At 72.9% G+C, this 18,719-nt stretch carries 16 protein-coding genes; 13 read left to right on the plus strand and 3 right to left on the minus strand.

Annotated features, from left to right (window positions below):
* The 7 genes from Q1K57_RS01775 to Q1K57_RS01805 form a co-directional block, all read left to right on the plus strand.
* On the plus strand, positions 1-493 hold a 493-nt coding region (locus tag Q1K57_RS01775), incomplete at its 5' end, for a polysaccharide deacetylase family protein (RefSeq protein WP_300078327.1).
* 240 nt (positions 494-733) lie between these two features.
* Complete coding sequence (locus tag Q1K57_RS01780) at positions 734-1,963, plus strand: polysaccharide deacetylase family protein (RefSeq protein WP_300078330.1); 1,230 nt, start codon at positions 734-736, stop codon at positions 1,961-1,963.
* A 74-nt stretch (positions 1,964-2,037) separates the two neighbouring features.
* Positions 2,038-2,331, plus strand: coding sequence for a DUF6504 family protein (locus Q1K57_RS01785; protein WP_300078333.1), 294 nt, complete (start codon positions 2,038-2,040; stop codon positions 2,329-2,331).
* Positions 2,331-2,723, plus strand: a complete 393-nt coding sequence (locus Q1K57_RS01790; RefSeq protein ID WP_300078336.1) for an SAV_6107 family HEPN domain-containing protein — start codon at positions 2,331-2,333, stop codon at positions 2,721-2,723. Before Q1K57_RS01785 ends, Q1K57_RS01790 begins: the two co-directional genes overlap by 1 nt.
* Positions 2,716-6,438: a DNA polymerase III subunit alpha gene (gene dnaE / locus Q1K57_RS01795; protein ID WP_300078339.1), complete on the plus strand. Its 3,723-nt coding sequence runs from the start codon at positions 2,716-2,718 to the stop codon at positions 6,436-6,438. The genes Q1K57_RS01790 and dnaE overlap by 8 nt, the downstream gene beginning before the upstream one ends.
* Positions 6,439-6,798: 360 nt before the next feature.
* Positions 6,799-7,959, plus strand: coding sequence for a DNA polymerase IV (gene dinB, locus Q1K57_RS01800; protein WP_300078342.1), 1,161 nt, complete (start codon positions 6,799-6,801; stop codon positions 7,957-7,959).
* 79 nt (positions 7,960-8,038) lie between these two features.
* On the plus strand, positions 8,039-8,386 hold the full coding sequence (locus Q1K57_RS01805) for a DUF3040 domain-containing protein (protein ID WP_300078345.1): 348 nt from the start codon (positions 8,039-8,041) through the stop codon (positions 8,384-8,386).
* Between the two features lie 72 nt (positions 8,387-8,458).
* On the opposite strand, the gene Q1K57_RS01810 is transcribed toward Q1K57_RS01805, so the two are convergent.
* The 3 genes from Q1K57_RS01810 to Q1K57_RS01820 are packed head-to-tail and all read right to left on the minus strand — an operon-like array spanning position 8,459 to position 12,722.
* On the minus strand, positions 8,459-10,531 hold the full coding sequence (locus Q1K57_RS01810; RefSeq protein WP_300078348.1) for a transglutaminaseTgpA domain-containing protein: 2,073 nt from the start codon (positions 10,529-10,531) through the stop codon (positions 8,459-8,461).
* A complete protein-coding gene (locus Q1K57_RS01815) occupies positions 10,528-11,748 on the minus strand; it encodes a DUF58 domain-containing protein (protein ID WP_300078351.1) in 1,221 nt (406 codons plus the stop codon). Before Q1K57_RS01815 ends, Q1K57_RS01810 begins: the two co-directional genes overlap by 4 nt.
* Positions 11,749-11,753: 5 nt before the next feature.
* A complete protein-coding gene (locus Q1K57_RS01820) occupies positions 11,754-12,722 on the minus strand; it encodes a MoxR family ATPase (protein ID WP_300078354.1) in 969 nt (322 codons plus the stop codon).
* A gap of 227 nt (positions 12,723-12,949) precedes the next feature.
* On the opposite strand from Q1K57_RS01820, the gene mraZ reads away from it, so the two are divergent.
* The 6 genes from mraZ (at position 12,950) to Q1K57_RS01850 (ending at position 18,678) form a co-directional block, all read left to right on the plus strand.
* Complete coding sequence (mraZ, locus tag Q1K57_RS01825; RefSeq protein ID WP_300078356.1) at positions 12,950-13,387, plus strand: division/cell wall cluster transcriptional repressor MraZ; 438 nt, start codon at positions 12,950-12,952, stop codon at positions 13,385-13,387.
* A 100-nt stretch (positions 13,388-13,487) separates the two neighbouring features.
* Positions 13,488-14,447 carry a 16S rRNA (cytosine(1402)-N(4))-methyltransferase RsmH gene (gene rsmH / locus Q1K57_RS01830; RefSeq protein ID WP_300078358.1) on the plus strand — a complete coding sequence of 320 codons (960 nt, stop codon included), beginning with the start codon at positions 13,488-13,490 and terminating at the stop codon, positions 14,445-14,447.
* A complete protein-coding gene (locus Q1K57_RS01835) occupies positions 14,444-15,049 on the plus strand; it encodes a hypothetical protein (RefSeq protein WP_300078360.1) in 606 nt (201 codons plus the stop codon). The genes rsmH and Q1K57_RS01835 overlap by 4 nt, the downstream gene beginning before the upstream one ends.
* Entirely contained in the window at positions 15,046-16,995 is a 1,950-nt protein-coding gene (locus Q1K57_RS01840) for a penicillin-binding protein 2 (RefSeq protein ID WP_300078363.1), read from the plus strand. Before Q1K57_RS01835 ends, Q1K57_RS01840 begins: the two co-directional genes overlap by 4 nt.
* The gene (locus tag Q1K57_RS01845) at positions 16,992-18,449 is read left to right on the plus strand and encodes a UDP-N-acetylmuramoyl-L-alanyl-D-glutamate--2,6-diaminopimelate ligase (RefSeq protein ID WP_300078366.1); all 1,458 of its coding nucleotides are present in this window, start codon (positions 16,992-16,994) and stop codon (positions 18,447-18,449) included. Before Q1K57_RS01840 ends, Q1K57_RS01845 begins: the two co-directional genes overlap by 4 nt.
* 4 nt (positions 18,450-18,453) lie before the next feature.
* The gene (locus Q1K57_RS01850; RefSeq protein ID WP_300078369.1) at positions 18,454-18,678 is read left to right on the plus strand and encodes a Mur ligase domain-containing protein; all 225 of its coding nucleotides are present in this window, start codon (positions 18,454-18,456) and stop codon (positions 18,676-18,678) included.
* Positions 18,679-18,719: the final 41 nt, after the last annotated feature.

Here is an 18,719-nt window from a genome sequence, read left to right on the forward strand (position 1 = left end):
GACGTTCTTCCTCGTCGGGCAGAACGTGCACAAGCGGGCCGCGACCGTGGCCCGGATGGCAGCCCAGGGCAACGAGGTGGGCAACCACACGTGGGACCATCCGAAGCTACCGACGCTGAGTGCGGCCGAGCAGCGCAGGCAACTCGATCGCACGTCGGCTGCGATCGCCGCGGCCGGGGCGAGGGCGACGGTGTTCCGGCCGTCGTACGGGGCCTACGATGCGACGACCAGGCAGGTCGTGGGGTTGCCGCTGATCCTGTGGAACGTCGACACCCTCGACTGGAAGACCCGCAACGCCGACACCACCGTGCGCATCGCCCAGTGCGGCGTGCATCGCAACGCGATCGTGCTCATGCACGACATCCACGCGCCCAGCGCCGAGGCGGTGCCGCGGGTCGTGGCGGCACTGCAGGCCAAGGGGCTGACCCTGGTGACCGTCTCCCACCTGCTGCGCGGCCGGGATCAGCCCGGGGTCGCGTACGAACACGGCTGAGGGATGAGGCCACGTGGCGGCTTGCTGAGTACGCTCATTTGTTGTGTCCCTCCCCGTTCGACCCTTCTTCGCCCTGCCCCTGCTCCTGTCCCTCCTGCTCGCCGCGTGCGCGCCCGCGCCTACTCCGGCCGCCACCCCGTCGTCCTTTCCACAGGCGGGTTCGGGGCAGGAGGTCCGCAACGACCCCGCCCAGCCTGTCTTCCTGGCCTGGCCCGAACTCCCGGACGCCCCCCGGTCTCGGTGAGGCGATCCGAGCCGACCTCAACGCGCGAGGAGGGCTTCCTCGCCGACTACGCCCCGAACGACGTGGCGCCTCCCGAACTGCACGCCGGTTGGTCGACGGTGGTGGACGCCCCCGGCGCGGTGATCGGCGTGCGGAGCGAGGTGTACGAGTTCGCGGGCGCGAGTGGGGCGGCCTCGTCCGAGACGCTCTACGCCGACCGCGCCACCGGCGCTCTGTGGCGTGGGCGGGATCTCGTGACGCCGGAGGACCTGCCCGCGCTGGCCGCGGCCGTGGTGCGCGCGCTGGCCACGAGCGGGCACACCGTGGATGCGACCGACGTCCCGGACGCCGTCCGGACCCGCCTTCTCGACGACCTCACCTTCACCACGGCCGGCGACCTCGTCGTCCGGGTCGGCGACGGCGTCCTGCTGGCGTTCAGCGAGGGCACGGTCGACGCGGTCGTCCCGGCCCGGGACGCCGACCCGTTCCTCACCGACGCCGGACGCCTCGTCCGCGCGGCGTTCGCGCAGGCCGGACCGACGGCTCCGCCGTCGCCCGTCACGCCGTCGTCCGTCACGCCGTCACCCGCGGCGAGCGCCGAGCCGGCCGCACCTGCGGCGTCCGGGTCGGCCGGGGCGGGCGAAGGGGGCAGCGTGGACTGTGCCCAGGAGAAGTGCGTGGCGCTCACCTTCGACGACGGGCCGGGCCGAGACACCAGTCGGCTGCTCGACGCTCTGGCCGAGGTGCACGCGCCGGCGACGTTCCTTCTGGGGCAGAACGTGGAACGGCAGCCGGCGGTGGTCGCGCGCATGGCGGCCGAAGGGCACGAGATCGGCAACCACACCTGGGACCACAAGCAGCTCACGAAGCTCCCCGCCGCCGCGCAGCGGCGCGAGATCGAGCGGGCAGCCGCAGCGATCGAGGCCGCCGGCGCCCGGGCCACGCTGTTCCGGCCGCCCTACGGCTCCCGCACTGCGACCACCGATGCGGTCGCTGGGCTGCCCGTGGTGCTGTGGGACGTGGACACGCTCGACGGGAAGACGCGCGACACGGAGGCGACGGTCGCGGCGGCGTTGTCCGGGGCGAAGCGCGGGTCGATCGTGCTGCTGCACGACATCCACGCGCCGACCGTCGCCGCGGTTCCGCGCATCGTGGCGGGTCTGCGCGAGCGCGGCTTCACCCTCGTCACGGTTTCGCAGCTGCTGGGGGAGCCGCGGGCCGGAGAGGTCTACAGCCACCGCTCTTGACGGACGGTCGGAGGAGGCTCGTATAGTGGTGACTCCTCGAACATCAGTTCGAATGGAGTCTCGCGGGAGTGGTCATGCGGCGGTACGACGAGCCGATCGAGGTGCGGTCGGGCGAGGTGGGCGGCGAGCTCGCGCCGGTTCAGTTCCTGTGGCGGCGGCGGCTCTGGCGGGTGATGTCGGTCGAGACGCGGTGGAAGGAGACGGCCGACTGGTGGTCGCCCCGCGGTGAGCGGAAGGGTGATCTGCTCGACGAGTCGGAGGTGTGGCGGGTCGTGGCCGCGCCGGGCGCCTGGGCGTCGCCCGGCGTCTACGAGCTGGCGCACCCGGTGGCGGGCGACGCGTGGCTGCTTCGGGCGGTGGTTGACTGATGTCCGAGGCGGTGCAGTACCCGGTCGAGGTGTTGGCGGACGCCGCCGACGACGTCGCTGCCGCCCTGGCGCAGGCGACGGACGCCGAACGCCCGGCCGAGCGCTACCTCGCGGCGCACGCCGCCGCGCTGCGGGTGGCGGCGGTGGTGCTGGCGGTGCGGCGTCCCCGCCTGTCCGGACGCCGCAGCGTCTGGCAGGTCGTCGCGGCGGTCGCGCCCGAGCTGGCCGAGTGGGCGGCCTGGTTCGCGGGGCTGGAGCTCAAGCGGCAGGCGGTGGCGGCGGGGGCGGTCGGCATCGTGAGCACGCGGGAAGCGGACGATCTGGTGCGCGACGCCTACGCGTTCGCCGAGGCGGCGGCGTGGTACCGCGGGGGCGGTGGCCGCGGTGGGTGACCCGTTCGTCCACCTGCGGGTCGCGTCGGGCTACTCGTTGCAGTACGGCGCGTCGCACCCCTCGGCGCTCGTCGCCGAGGCCGCCGGCCACGACATGGACACCCTCGCGCTCACCGACCGCGACGGCCTCTACGGCGCCGCCCGGTTCGCGAAGGCCTGCCTGGCGGCGGGCATCGCGCCGATCGTGGGGGCCGACCTGGCCGTCGAGCGCGACGGCCGCCGCCTGCCCGCCGCCGGCTGGACGCGCGGGGGAGAGGCGCTGCCGCGCGCGGTCGTGCTCGCCGAGTCGCGGCGAGGCTGGGCGTCGCTGTGCCGCCTCGTCACCGCCACGCACGCGCGGGGCGAGCGCGGGCGGCCGGTCACCACGCGCTCGCTCATGGGGGAGCACGCCGACGACCTCGTGGTCGTGCTCGGCCCCGACTCCGACCTGGGCGAGGCGGTCGCGGCGCGCGACGACGCCCGCGCCGAGGAGGTGCTGGCGGCCTGGCGCGGGGTGCTCGCCGACCACCAACTCGTCGTCGGTGTCACGAACCACCATGTGGCGGGCGCCGGGTTGAACTCGGCGCGGCTCGCCGGGCGCATGCTCGCGTTCGCCGACGCCCACGGGTTGGCCGGGGTGCTCACGAACGGCGTCCGGATGGCGCGGCGCACGGACGCCCCGACCGCCGACGTGCTCGACGCCGCCCGGCGCCTCGTGCCGCTCGACGTGCGCAACGTCGACCGGCGCAACGCGGAGGGCTACCTCAAGTCGGGCAAGGACCTGATCGGTACCGCCGAGGAGGTGGCCCGCCTCGCCGGCCGGCCGGACGCCGCCCGCCTGTTCGGCGACACCCGCCACCTCGCGCTGCGCTGCCGCCTCGACCCGCGAGCCGACATCGGCCTGGGCGAGATCCACCTGCCCGAGTTCGCCGGCGGCATCGGCGAGTTGCGCGCTCGCTGCGAGGCGGGGCTGTCCGACCGCTACGGCGCACCGGAGCCGTCCGTCGTCGACCGGCTGGCCGACGAGCTGGCCGTCATCGAGCAGCTGGGGTTCGCCGCCTATTTCCTCGCGGTGGCTCAGGTGGTCGACACGGTGAAGCAGATGGGCATCCGGGTCGCGGCACGCGGGTCGGGGGCGGGCAGCCTGGTCAACTACTGCCTCGGCATCTCGGGGGTCGACCCGGTGCGCTACGACCTCATCATGGAGCGGTTCCTGTCGCCGCTGCGGCGAGCGCTTCCCGACGTGGACATCGACGTGGAGTCGGCGCGCCGCCTCGAGGTGTACGACCGGGTGTTCGCCGACTTCGGCGCCGACAAGGTGGCGGCGGTCGCGATGATCGAGACCTACCGGGTCCGGCACGCGATCCGCGACGTGGGAGCGGCGATGAGCCTGCCGCCCGGCGACGTGGACGCGCTCGCGAAGGCGTTCCCGCACATCCGCGCCCGCGACGTGCGGCACGCCCTGCGCGAGTTGCCCGAACTGCGGCGGCTCAAGTTCGGCGATACCCAGCTGGAGACGCTGTTCACGCTGGTGGAGTCGCTCGACGGGTTACCGCGGCACCTGGCGCTGCACCCGTGTGGCGTGATCCTCTCCGACGCGACGCTCGGCGACCGGACGCCCCTCGAGGCGTCCTTCGGTGGTTATGCGATGAGCCAGTTCGACAAGGACGATGTGGAGGACCTCGGCCTGCTCAAGCTCGATATCCTCGGCATCCGCATGCAGAGCGCCATGGCGCACGCCATCGACGAGGTCGAGCGGGTCACGGGCGAGCGCGTCGACGTCGACGCGCTCGCGCCGTACGAGGACGCCGACGTGTACGCCATGATCGGCCGCGCCGAGACCATCGGCTGCTTCCAGATCGAGTCGCCCGGCCAGCGCGAGCTCGTCGGCAAGTTCGGGCCGCGCGAGTTCAACGACCTTGTCATCGACATCTCGCTGTTCCGGCCGGGGCCGGTGAAGTCCGACATGGTGGTGCCGTTCCTGCGCGCCCGGAACGGCTGGAACGAGGCCTCCTACCTGCACCCCGACCTGGTGCCGGCGCTCGCCGAGACCCAGGGCGTCGTGGTGTTCCACGAGCAGGTGATCAAGATCGTCGCCGTCATGACCGGCTGTTCACTCGCCTACGGCGACGAAGCGCGCCGGGCGCTCGGCTCCCCACAGGGGCAGGAAGACGTGCGCCGCTGGTTCTTCCCTGCCGCCCGCAGGCGCGGCTACGACGAGGCGCTCATCGGGCACGTGTGGGAGGTGCTCGTCTCGTTCGCGTCGTTCGGGTTCTGCAAGGCGCACGCGGCCGCGTTCGCCCTGCCCACCTACCAGTCGGCGTGGCTGAAGTGGTACCACCCGGCCGCGTTCCTCGCCGGTCTGCTCACCCACGATCCGGGCATGTACCCGAAGCGGCTGATCCTCGAGGAGGCACGGCGCGTCGGTGTCCCGATCCTGCCGCTCGACGTCAACGCGTCCGACGCGGCCTATCGCATCGAGCGTGTCGAGGGGGACGCAGCCCCGCTCGGCGTCCGGTTGGCGTTCGCCGACGTCAAAGGCATCACGGACGCCGAGATCGAACGCATCTCGGCGGGCCGGCCGTACACGGGGCTGGTCGACTTCTGGCAGCGGGCTCACCCGAGCTCCGATGTGGCCGAGCACCTCGTCCTCGCCGGGGCGTTCGACTCCCTGTACGGCATCGGCGCCCCGCGGGCTGTGGGTGTCCGGGGGGTGGCGACCCGGCGCGATCTGCTCCTCACCCTCGCCGACCTCGCTCGCGCCGATCGCGTGGATGCCCGCGCCCACGGCCGGGCGCGCGGTCTGGGTAGCCAGGGCGCCACGTCCGACCAGGCCGTCCAGGTGGCGTTCGACTTCACGCCCCCGCTGGTCGAGCCGCCCCCGCTGGTCGAGCTTGTCGATACCGGGGAAACACCCTCAGCCAGCGGAGGCCCGGGTGACGTGCGGCCGTCCGGGCTGCCGGAGATGACGGCGTCCGAACGGATGGAGGCCGAGCTGGCGGTGCTCGGACTGGACGCGGCGCGGCACGTGCTCGCCGAGCACCGGGAGTTCCTGGATGCGCTCGGCGTCACGTGGTCCGATCAGCTGCTCAAACGCCGTAGCCAGAGCCGTCTGCTGGTGGCGGGGGTCAAGGTGGCCACGCAGACGCCGCCGGTGAAGTCGGGGCGGCGGGTCATCTTCCTCACCCTCGACGACACAACAGGCCCGGTCGACCTGACGTTCTTCGAAGATGCGCAGGGCGCCTTCGCGACGACCGTGTTCAACAGTTGGCTCGTCATCGGGCTGGGGGAGTTGCGGCGCACCGGCCCGCGAGGGGTCTCGTTGCGGGCGCTCGGCGCGTGGGATCTGCTGCACCTACGTCATCTGTGGGAGTCGACCTTCGAGGCGTCAGGCGACCCGGACGCCGCCGTCGCGGCAGTGCGGGCGGTCATCGAAGCCTCGCTTGCCGAGCAGGCGGCGGCCAACGTCGAGCGCGACCGCGTCCGTTCGACGGGCGACTGGAACGCCAAGTCCGAGGACCGGCCCTGGGCCGACCAGCCACGCGCGGACACCGAGCATGCCGGCGCGGCGGGCGGGATGGGGCAGCGGCGGGTGCTGATCCATCCGAGTGGTTTCGTGCAGTCGCCCTACACCGACATCGCGCCGGCGGGGGAGTCGCCCAAGCAGATTCCCAAGCGGTACGCCGACCCCGGGCGGAAGCTGTGGCATTCCAGCCCGGGGTCGTCGGGTCGCTGAGCGCCGAGGGTCAGGCGTGTCGGCCGAGGCGGCCTGTTGCGCCCAGTGACTCTTGTCCTGCCGAGGCGGCGGAGCAGAGCACCTGTGTGCAGTCGCGTGTTGCACAACCGGTGCTGGGGCGCGCGTTTCGCAGCACGCACCTGCACACGGGCGGGCGATCACAACCCTCGAGGCGCACCAGTGGGACGGCGCACCAGTGGGAGGGCGCACCAGTGGGACGTGCATCAACGGGGCGGGCCACCCATGGGGCGACGCGCCAACCGGGCGGCGCACACCCCCGGAGGCCTCTGGGCGCTGTTGTGTCGGAGGCGACCGCTACCCTAAGATTGGTAAACACGTTCGAATCAGAGGGGGTGCGCCGTGCCCGTCATCGCCCACGTCGACATGGACGCCTTCTATGTCGAGGTCGCCCTCCGCGAACGCCCCGAGTTGCGGGGGCGTCCGGTGTGGGTGGGCGGCGCCACGCGCGGGGTGGTGCTGTCGGCGTCCTACGAGGCGCGGGCCTACGGGGTAGAGGGCGGCATGTCGTCCACGCGGGCGCGCCGGCTGTGCCCGGACGCCGTCGCCATCCGTCCCGACTACGACGCCTACGAGGCCGTCTCCGAGGGTGTCTTCGCGATCTTCTCGTCGATCACGCCCACGGTCGAGAAGGTGTCGCTCGACGAGGCGTTCCTCGACCTCACGGGCACCCGCCGCCTCCTCGGCGAGCCGGCCGAGGTGGGAGAACTCATCCGCGCCCTCGTGGCCGACGAGCAGCACGTGCCCTGCTCGGTGGGCATCGCGCCCACGAAGCTCATCGCGAAGATGGCCTCCAACGCCGCGAAGCCCAACGGGCTCGTCCAGGTCCACCCGGGCGAGGTGGTCGCCTTCCTGCACCCCCAGGCGGTCGAGAAGATCTGGGGAGTCGGCCCCGCCACGGCGGGCGCCCTGCACAAGCTCGGCCTGCACACCATCGGCGCGGTCGCCCACACGCCGAAGTCCACCCTCCAACGCGCACTCGGGGCCCGCGCGGGTGGCGAACTCTGGGAGCTCGCCTGGGGCATCGACGGGCGCCGCGTCACCGCCACCGCCGGCGAACGCAGCGTCGGCAATCAGGAGACCTTCGACCGCGACACCGACGATCTCGACCACATCGCCACCGAGATCCTGCGCGTCAGCGCCCGGGTCGCCTCGCGCATGCGCCGGGCGCGCGTCGTCGGCCGCACGGTCACCCTCACGCTCCGCTTCGCCGACTTCCGCACCACCCAGAAGTCACTCACGCTGCGCGCCCCCACCGACGGCACCGCCGCCATCCACGCCGCCGCCCTCCAACTGCTCACCGCTTTCCGCCTCGAGCGGCCGCGCATCAGGCGGGTCGGGGTGCGCGTCGAGGGCCTGCTGGATGCCGACCTCGCCCCTCGCCAACCCGCCCTTGACGAGCCCGAACACGGGTGGCCGGACGCCGAACGCGCGGCCGATGCGGTCATCGCCCGCTTCGGCCCGCACGCCGTCTCGCGGGCGACCCTCACCCGTCAGCGCTGAGGTCTGTTGACCCCAAAGGGCAGTTCCGTTTGAATCGTGCGCGGCCTACACTGGTATGACCACCAAGGAGGGAGGCGTCATGGCACTGTCCGAAAATGAGCAGCGGCTCTTGGAACAGCTCGAGGCCGCCCTCGCAGCGGAGGATCCCAAGTTCGCCAACACGTTGCGCGGATCCCACCGGCGCACCTTCCACCGCCGCCGTGCCGCCCTCGCCGGTGTCGTCTTCCTCGTCGGGCTCGCCGCCCTTGTCGCCGGCATGCAGTTCGGCTGGTTCATCAGCGTCCTGGGCTTCGTCATCATGTTCGGCGCCACCGTCGGCGCCCTCAGTGCGTGGCAGCACGTCGACCACGACGGAGACCCGTCCAGCGGTCCCGCCCACGCCTTCGGGCGCAGCATGGACGACTGGCGCCGCCGCCACGAAGGCTGAGCCGACCCTCTCGCGCTCCTTGCGGCCAGCGGTGTCACCCCAGGTTCGCCCCAACGCGCCAGACACCCGTCGTCAGCGTCGACCCAGGGCCGCGATGACTGCACCTACCTCGTCCACCCACGTGCCACGGTCGGCGTACTGCGCCGGGTCGTCGAACAGCGCCCGCTCGCTGGCCAGCGCGAGGCGGCGCAGGGCCGCGGTGGCTGCCTCGTCCTCCACCAGCGCCGCGAGGCGCTCGGCCACGTAGCGAGGAGAGCCCGCCGGCCAGTCCAGCCCGGCGTCCGTCACCGATTCGCGCACTTCCTCCCAGGCGCTCAGGGTGTCGGCGCGGGGATCGCCGGTGCCGGCGAGGCGGCGCCGGCGGCGTCCGGCCCGCAAAGCCCGCGGTGTCACGAACGCGGCAGCGATGCCCAGACCCACCACGATCAGCCCGAGCACCACCCACACCCAGCCAGCCGCTGCGTTGCCGGGCGTCGGGGTAGGTTGCCCGCTCTGGGCGGGTGACGGGGTGGGGGTCGCTGAGGGCGCGGCGGTCGCCGTGGGCGTGCCGGAAGCGGTCGCTGTCGGGCTGGCACTCGGCTCGGGGTCGGGATCGATGCCTGGGACGCCGCTGGCGGGAGTCGGCTCGAACGCCACCCAGCCGAGGCCGTCGAGCCACAGCTCCGGCCACGTGTGCAGGCTGCGGCCGGTGACCTGCCAACTGCCGTCAGGCTGCTGGTCGCCCGGCACGAACCCGACGGCCATCCGCGAGGGGATGCCGAGCGTGCGCGCCATGATCGCCATCGCTCCGGCGAACTGCTCGCAGTAGCCGCGCCGCGACGAGAAGAGGAAGTCGTCGATGGTCCGGAGGCCGTCGCCCTCTCCGGTGCCCGTGGCCAGGGAGTAGGTGAACCGGTCGGAGGTCAGGTAGTCCTCGAGGGCCTGCGCCTTGGCGCCCGCGGTGGGCGCGTCCGCGGTGATCTCCTCGGCGAGGTCACCGATGCGTGAGGGCAACTGGGGCGGTAACTCGAGTTGGCGCTCGCGTTCCGGGCCGCCGGTGGACGCCGCCCCTGCGATCTGTTCGGCGCTCGGCAGCACGTCGACGCTCTCGACGGTGTACTCGAGATCGATCGTCGCCTTGGTCCGCTCGTTCTCCGCGAGCGACATCACGTCGAGGGTGTCGACGGCGAACCCCCAGTCGCCGGGTGCCTCCACCTCGATGGGCGCGTACGGCACGGGCAGCCATTCGCTGCCGAAGTCGCCGATGCGCACCTGCGTCGAGCGCGGCGTGGTCGGGATCTGGACGCCGGGCGCCGGGGGGAGGCGTCCGCTCGCGACGCGCACGTCCTGCAGGCCGAACCCTTCGGCGGTGAAGCGTTGCAGGGTGGCCAGCTTGAGGTAGGTGCCGCTGGGCTGGTCGGTGCGGTAGGTGAGCAGGACGTCGTCGGTCGCCTGGATGAGGTTGCGCTTGAGGTCGAGCGAGGGGTCGCTCATCTGCAGCGGCGCGCGGGTCTCGGTGGGTCTGATCTCGGGCAGTTGTCGGGCGATTGCCCAGGTGAGGGCGAGCGCGAGGGCCGTCACGACCGCCACGCACGCCGTCGCCCCGGCCCAGCGTCGGGTCGAGCCGCCGTGGTGGGCGGCGAGCAGCACGATCGTCACTCCGAGGGCCGCGAGGGCGAACTCGGTGAACAGCATGGCGCTGCCGAGCCCGATGGCCACGACGGCGTAGAGGGTGAAGATGCCGACGGCTGCGGTGGCGGGCCGGTCGAGGGTGAGCACCAGCCAGTCGGTGAACAGGCCGACGAGCATGGCGAGGAGGGTCAGCAGGAACATCACGCCCGGGTGCGGCGGCAGCGGGGCGGCGCCGCCGAGGACGGCGTCCGCACCCGAGCGCCCGAGGCGCAGAGGGTCGAGGGCAGTGTCGGGGCCGTACCGCAGGGCGACGCCCCCCACGACGACGGCGAACGCGACGACCGCTTGGACGAGCCCGCCGACGAGGCCGGGCATGCGCAGCCGGCGCACGACCCAGCCGACCAGCCCGACGGCGGCGAGCACGACGACGGCCCACTGCAGCGTGTCGGTGTCGCGGGTGATCTGCCGCCAAGCGACGAGTTGTGCGGCGAGCGCCACGAACAGGGCGAGCTGGATGCGGAGGGCGCGGGTCACGCCGGCACCTCCCGCACGCCCAGCCAGACGGCCGCCAGGTCGGCGTCCGGGTCCATCTCGCGGACGTCCCAGCCGTGGCCGGCGAGCAGGTCGCGCGCGCGGTCGAAGGCGGTGCGCGCAGCGGCGTCCGGGCGGAGGACGAACGCGACGGGCCGCTGGCGGGCGCCGTCGAGGCCGGCGAGCAGCTCGGCCGTCGGGCCGTCGAGTGCGGCGAGGATGGCGACGAGGAGGCGGTCCTCGCTGCGGCGGGAGAGGTCGGCGGCGGCGCGGCGCAGGTCGGGGGTGTCCGTCACGTCGATGTCGACGAGCGGGTCGAGCCAGCGGGCCCGGGCGACGGCGAGGTCGCCGGCGGCGTGGCTGGCGTGACCGTCGGCGTCCACGAGGCCGACGTCGAAGCCGTCGCCGAGCAGACGCACCCCCACGGACGCGGTGACGCTCACGAGCCACTCGAACGTGGGCCGTTCGCCGCGCACCGCTGCGTGGTGTGCGGCGCGGTTGTCGAGGACGAGCCACGCCATGGGGTCCCAGGCGGCTTCCTCGCGACGCACCATGATCTCGCCGGTGCGGGCGGTGGAGCGCCAGTGGATGCGGCGCACCTCGTCCCCGGGGTGGTATTCGCGGACGGTGGCGTCGTCGGGCCCGATGATGGCGGTGCGGGGGAGCGGCGTCTCGCCGATCTCGCCCACGGCGCCGAGGCGGGCGGGCGGCAGTTCGTGGAGAGCCGGGGTGACGACGAGGGACGCCGGGGCCGCGACGCGGTGCCCGGACGACCACAGTTCGAGCGGATCGTGGGCCACGTAGGTGAGGCCGTCGAGGGTGTAGCGGCCGCGGCGCCGGGGCCGGACGGCGTAGCGCGCCTCGGTGCGGACGCCGCGCCGGTCGGCGTCCACCCGGAAGCTGTGGGCGACGCCGACGAGGCTGCCCGGCTCATCGTGGGCGATGACGGACGCCCCCGGCAGCGGCCGGTCGGCGCGCACGACGAGGTTCACCCAGGCGCTCTCGCCGACGGTGGTGACCTCGGGGGCGAGGTCGCGGGTGGCGCGCAGAGCGGGGCGGGTCACCCAGGCGAGAACGAGGGTGGCCAGGGGCAAGACGATGCAGAAGAGGCCGGGCCAGACGAGGTCCTGCTGGCCGGTCGACCACGCGAGGGCGAGCAGCGCCACGCCCAGGGCGGTGAGGCCCAGGGCGCGGGTGGTGGGTCGGGGCCAGATCCGCATCGGCCTCAGGTGCGCCGCGGCACGGGCACGCCCGCGACGAGCTGGGCGATGATGTCGGCTGCGGAGGACTGGGCGAGGTGGGCGCGGTGGCCGAGGAGGACGCGGTGGGCGAGCACCGGCCCGGCGAGGCGGGAGGCGTCCTCGGGGATGACGTAGCCGCGGCCGTGGGTCGCGGCGCGGGCGCGGGCGGCGCGCAGCAGTTGGAGCGAGGCGCGGGGGGAGGCCCCGAGGCGCAGGTTGTCGTCGTCGCGGGTGGCGCTGACGATGCCGACCACGTAGTCCTTGAGGGCGGGGTGGACGTAGACGCGGCTCACGAGGGCGCGGGCGGCGAGGATGTTGGCGCCGGTGGCGACGGGGCGCAGCGTGGTGAGCGGGTTGGTGACGCCGTGGTGGTCGAGCATGGCGACCTCGGCGGCGCGCGCCGGGTAGCCCATGGAGACACACGCCATGAAGCGGTCACGCTGGGCTTCGGGCAGGGGGTAGGTGCCCTGCATTTCGACGGGGTTCTGGGTGGCGAAGACCATGAACGGTTCGGGAAGGGCGTGGGTGGTGCCGTCGACGGAGACGTGGTGTTCTTCCATCGCCTCGAGCAGCGCCGACTGGGTCTTGGGTGAGGCGCGGTTGATCTCGTCGCCGATGACGACGTTGGCGAACACGCCGCCGGGCTTGAAGTCGAACGCCTGACTCTGGGGGTTGTAGACGCTGACGCCGGTGATGTCGCCGGGCAGCAGGTCGGCGGTGAACTGGATGCGGCGGGCCGTGCAGTCGATGGAGCGGGCGAGCGCCCGGGCGAGCATCGTCTTGCCGACGCCGGGGACGTCCTCGATGAGCAGGTGCCCGCCCGCCAGCAGGACGACGAGGGCCATCTCGACAGCGTCCGGCTTGCCCTCGATGACCGACTCCACGTTCGTCCGGAGCCGTTCGGTGAGCTCCGTCACCTCCTGGACGTCGGTGCGGGCGGCGGTGTTCGTCACGGCGCCCACCTTACGGGAGGTTCGGCGCGGCTCCTCTGCACTCGGCGAGGCAGGCCGCCACGCCTCGGTGGCGGGCGCACCGCGCTCACCGCCAGAACACCGGGCATTGGGGGAGGACACGCCCCGAAAGGGTGCCGCGTGGGGTGTCTGAGTGGAGGGATGTGGGGTATCGTGGAGGGAAGTGGAGCACGCGGGGGGCTGCCGGGAGCGAGAAGGGAGGCGGACTTGTGTTTCTGGGAACCCACACCCCGAAGCTGGACGAGAAGGGCCGCTTCTTCCTGCCGGCGCGTTTCCGCGACGACCTGGCCGACGGCCTGATCGTCGCGAAGGGGCAGGAGCGGTGCCTCGCCATCTTCACCCCCGCGGAGTTCGAGCGGCAGGCGCAGGCGGCCCTGTCGAACTCGCCGACGCTGCGCGACATCCGCGATTTCCAACGCTCCTTCGCGGCCGGCGCCTCGGAGGAGACCCCTGACAAGCAGGGGCGGGTCACCATCCCGCCGCTGCTGCGGGCCTACGCCGGGCTCGACAAGGAGATTGCCGTCATCGGCGCGTTCAACCGCGTCGAGGTGTGGGACCTGGCGGCGTGGCAGGCCTACGAGGCGGCCCAGGACGAGAAGTTCAGCTCGCTGGACGCCGACATCACGCCGGGAACAGCCGGAGGGTGAGGCTTCGACCCGGGGTGACTCCCTGACACCACTTCCCCGGTGGCAGGAGGTCCCTCCGGATCGAAACCCCGTTCTCCGGAAGGAAGAGGGAAGGACAACGATGCAGGCAGCTCGCGCCGGTCACGTCCCCGTCATGGCGGGGCGGATCGTCGAGTTGCTCGCCCCCGCCCTCGCCGGTGGCGGCACCTACGTCGACTGCACCCTTGGCCTCGCCGGCCACGCCATCGCTCTCCTGGACGCCTGCCCGCAGGCCACCCTCGTCGGCATCGACCGGGACCCGGACGCCCTCGGCGTGGCCGCCGAGCGGCTGGAGCGGTTCGGCGACCGCGTCACCCTCGTACAGGCCGTCTACGACGAACTGCCCGCGGTCCTCGCCGACCTCGGGCTGGACGCCGTGCGCGCCATTCTCGCCGACCTCGGCCTCTCGTCCCTCCAGATCGATCGCACCGACCGGGGCTTCTCCTACTCGATCGACGCCCCGCTCGACATGCGCATGGGCCAGCAGTCCGGCCGCACCGCCGCGGACATCGTGAACACCTACGATGCCCGCGCGCTCGCCCGCGTCCTGCGCACCTACGGCGAGGAACGGTTCGCCGATCGCATCGCCCGCCGCATCGTCGAGGCGCGCGACGAGCGGCCGTTCACCACGAGCGCCCAGCTCGTCGAGGTGCTCAGCCAAGCGATCCCCGCGGCGTCCCGGGCCACCGGCGGCCATCCGGCCAAACGCACGTTCCAGGCGCTCCGCATCGAGGTCAACCGCGAGCTCGAGGCCCTGGAGGGGCTCCTGCCGGCCGCCCTCGCAGCCCTCGAACCCGGTGGCCGGTTCGCGGTCCTCGCTTATCACAGCCTCGAGGACCGCCTGGTCAAGCAGGCGTTCGCGGCGGCGTCCACCGACACGGCCCCGCGCGGGCTGCCGGTCGTGCCGCCCGAACACCGCGCCAAGTTCCGGCTGCTCACCCGCGGCGCCGAGCGCCCCGAGGCGGCCGAGACCCTGGACAACCCCCGCGCAGCCTCCGCCCGGCTGCGCGCCGCAGAACGACGACAGGAGGTGGCCGCATGACGGCCTGGGAGGCTCTCAAGGACGCACCGCGACGCATCAGCCAGGCCGCCGGCGCGGCCCGCCCCGAGCTGAAGCTCATCCGGACGCCCACCCGCCGGCTGGCCGCCGTGCCCTTCGGCGTCCTCATGGTCGTCCTGCTCGGTCTCGGCACCATCGGGCTGCTGCTGCTCAACACCACGCTGCAGAACCAGGCGTTCGAGGTGCGCAGCGCGCAGCGCCAGGCGGCCGAGCTGAGTTACATCCTCTCCGACCTCCAGTCGCAGACCTACGCCGCCGAATCGCCCGGCGAACTGGCCCGGCGCGCCACCGAGCTCGGCATGGTGCCGAACCCACACGGCGTCTTCGTCGACCTCCGCACCGGCACGGTCGCCGGCGACGCAACGCCGGTCACCGGCAACGAACTGCCCGGCCTGCTCGTGCGGCCGGAGCCTTCCCCGCAGCCCACCGAGGGTCTGGACGCGGCACCGAGCGCCGCCCAACCCGGCACAGAGGAACCCGGCACGCCGGGCGAGAGCACGGCTGCCACGACCAATCAGCCCGACACTGGAACCGCCGCCGGCACGCAGACCACGCAAGCAACCACCCAGGAGGCCAACCCGTGAGCAACCGCCCCCAGCCCCGAGGGCGCGATTCCGCGCGCCGGCGTCCGGGTCGCGTCCCGCTGGCGTCGTCGGCGTTCCGGCTGCGCATCCTCGTGATCGCGGTCGCCGTCCTCTTCTCGGTGGTGGGGGCGCGGGCCATCCAGATCCAGGTGCTGAGCGCAGAGGCCATGGCCAAGGAGGCGGCCGACCGGATGACGGTTGCCCGCGATCTCCCCGCCCAGCGCGGCGAGATCACCGATCGCAACGGCCGAGTGCTGGCGCTCACCGAAGCCACCGTGAATGTGATCGCCGACCCGACGATGATCGCATCGAACGGCAAGGAGCCGGAGGCGATGCGCGAGTCCGACCGGCAGAAGGCCGCCGTGGCACCCACCGAGATGGCCGCCATCATCGCCCGCCACACCGGTGGGGACGCCGCCGAGATCGAGCACAAGCTGCGCTCCACGACGACGACGAACAGCAAGGGTGAAGAGGTGCCGTTGCGGTACGCCCAGCTCGCGCGGCAGATCCCCTCCTCGGCGTGGGTCAAGCTGAACGCCGAACTCAACGACGGAAACTACGTCGGCGTCTTCCGTGAATCGAGCCCTCGGCGCATCTACCCGATGGGCACGGTGGCCTCGAACGTGATCGGGTCGATGTCCGAGGGCAAGGGCCTCATGGGGATCGAGTACAGCCGCGAGACCGAGCTGGCCGGCATCAAGGGCCGCGACCAGTTCATGACGTCCCCCAACGGCAAGATCCCGCTGGCCAACCAGGTGTTGACCCCTGCGGTGGACGGCGACGACATTCAGCTCACGCTCGACTCCGACCTGCAGTGGATGGTCGAGAAGCGCCTCGCCCAGCGCGTCGACGAGGTCGGCGGACTGTGGGGCGTGGCTCTGGTCATGGACATCGAGACCGGGCAGTTGCTCGCCATGGCCAACTATCCGAGCTTCGACAGCAACAACCCAGGCTCAGGGCAGGCGTCCGACATGGGCAACCGCGCCGTCGAGGTGGCCGTCGAGCCCGGATCGGTGCAGAAGCTGCTCACGCTGTCCGCGCTGCTCGACGCCGGCTTGACGACGCCCGACACGACCTACGCCATCGGCAAGACGGTCAAGGTCGGCGACCACGAGGTCAGCGACGCGTTCAACCACGGCGCCATGGACATCACCACCCGGGGCATCCTCGTCAACAGCTCCAATGTGGGCGCCATCACGGCCGCCCGGACCATGGACCGCGACGTCCTGCGCCAGTACATGCTGAACTTCGGCCTCGGCTCGAAGACCAATCTCGGGCTGCCCGGCGAGTCCAGCGGCAGCGTGCCTGCCGAGCACATGCCCGCCTATCAGGCCGACTCGATGGCGTTCGGCTACGGCATCTCCGTCTCGCCCGTCCAGATGGCGACCGCCGTCGCTGCGATCGCCAACGGTGGGGTCTACACGGCGCCCAGCATCGTCGCCGGGACCACGGACCCGAGCGGCGTGTTCACCCCCGCCGCGACGCCGGAGACGCGCCGGGTCATCTCGGCCGAGGCCTCGGAAGAGATGCTCGGCATGATGGAGCAACGCACGATCCACAACATGGAACAGATCGGTGTCGCCGGCTACCGCACCGGCGCCAAGACCGGCTCGGCGCGCATCGCCGGCGACACCGGCTACGCCGGCAGTCAGGTTGCCTCGATCGTCGGCGTCGGCCCCATCGAGGACCCGAAGGTCCTCACCTACGTGCTCATCGCCCGCCCGGACACCATGGGTGCGGGGCTGGGTATGGCCGGCCCGGTGTACCGCGACGTCATGGCGCTCGCCCTGCCGCGCTACGGCGTCCAGGCCCAGTCCGATGTGCCCACCGAGCAGCTGCCGCTGGAGGTGGGCGGCTCGCCGACGCCCGCGCCGAGCGATCCGGCGAAGCCTGAGGAGACCGCCGCCCCTGCCCCGTCGCCGACCCCGTCGGAAGCGGGTCGGTGACGCACGGGGTCCCCCTCGCGTCGCTGGTACCGGGGGCGTCCGGCGTCGTGACGGGGGTCTGTCTCGACTCGCGCCGCGTCCGCCCCGGAGATCTCTACGTCGGCCTGCCGGGAGCCCGCACGCATGGCGCCCGCTTCGCTGCGGACGCCGCCCGTGCCGGGGCGATCGTCCTGCTCACGGACGCGGCCGGCGCCGCCCTGGCGGCAGATTCGGGTCTGCCGGTGGCGGTCGTCGCCGATCCCCGGACAGCCATGGCCCCCCTGGCCGCCGCCGTCCACGGCCACCCGGCCGACCACCTGGAGGCCTTCGCCGTCACCGGCACCAACGGCAAGACCTCCACCGTCTTCCTCCTAGAGGCGGCGCTCGCCGCCCTGCGCCGACGGGTGGCGACCATCGGCACGATCGGGTTCCGGGTCGACGGCCGCTTCCTCGAGGCACCCCGCACCACCATCACCACCCCCGAGTCGCCCGACCTGCAGGCGCTGCTCGCCCGCATGGTCGCCGCCGGCTCCGACACGCTCGCCATGGAGGTCAGCAGCCACGCGCTCGACCTGGCCCGGGTGGACGCCGTCGGCTTCACCGCCGCCGGCTTCACCATGCTCGGCCAGGACCACCTCGAGTACCACCACACGATGGATGCCTACTTCGCGGCCAAGGCGAAGCTCTTCACCGAGGGTCGCACGCGGCACGCCGTGGTCAACACCGCTGACCCGTGGGGAGCCCGGCTGGCCGCCGCGGTCCGTGACGACGGCCGCGCCACCCTCACCACCACGCAGGCGTCCGGCGCCGACTACCGCGCCGAGACCGCCTCGCCACGCCCTGACGGAGGCTGGGAGGTCCGGCTTGCCCACCCGGGCGGAACCACCCGCTTCGGCCTGTCCATGCTCGGCGTGTTCAACGTGGCGAACGCCGTCACGGCCCTCGCCATGGTTGGCGCCGCCGGTCTCGACGTGGACGCCGCCGCCGCCGGCCTGGCGGCGGCGCACGTTCCAGGGCGCATGCAGCGCGTCGACCTTGGCCCGGGGCGTCCGCACGTCGTCGTGGACTTCGCGCACACGCCCCAGGCGGTCGCCTCGGCGCTCGGTGCTCTACCGCGCACCGGACGCCGCATCGCCGTCCTCGGCGCCGGTGGCGACCGCGACCCCAGCAAGCGCGGCCCCATGGGCGAGGCCGCAGCGGCGGCGTCCGATCTGGTCATCGTGACCGACGACAACCCGCGCAGCGAGGAACCGGCCGCGATCCGCGCCGCCGTGCTGGCCGGGGCACGGGGGCACGGCGCTGAGGTGATCGACGGCGGCGACCGCCGGTCGGCCATCGCCCTGGCGCTGCGCACGGCCGTCGCGGGAGACTGGGTGGCGGTGCTCGGTAAGGGCCACGAGACGGGCCAGGACATCGGCGGGGTGGTCTCGCCCTTCGACGACGTCGCGGTGGTCCGCGAACTGGGGGAGGAGTAGCGCGGTGGAACCGATCACGCTGGTGGAGCTGGCCGGGGCCACGGAGGGCCGGCTGGCGGGTGCTGACGCGCCGGCGGGCGCGCTCGTGGGGCCCGATGTCGTCATCTACTCGCGACAAGCCTCCCGCGGGGAGTTGTTCGTCGCCCTGCCGGGCGAGCGCGTCGACGGCCACGACTTCCTGGCCGGTGCGGCTGAGGCGGGGGCGGCCGCAGCCATCGTGACCCGCTAGTTCGACGTGCCGCTGACGCAGGTGATCGTCGCCGACGGGGT

The organism is Propioniciclava sp., assembly GCF_029977985.1.
Taxonomy (GTDB): Bacteria; Actinomycetota; Actinomycetes; order Propionibacteriales; family Propionibacteriaceae; genus Propioniciclava.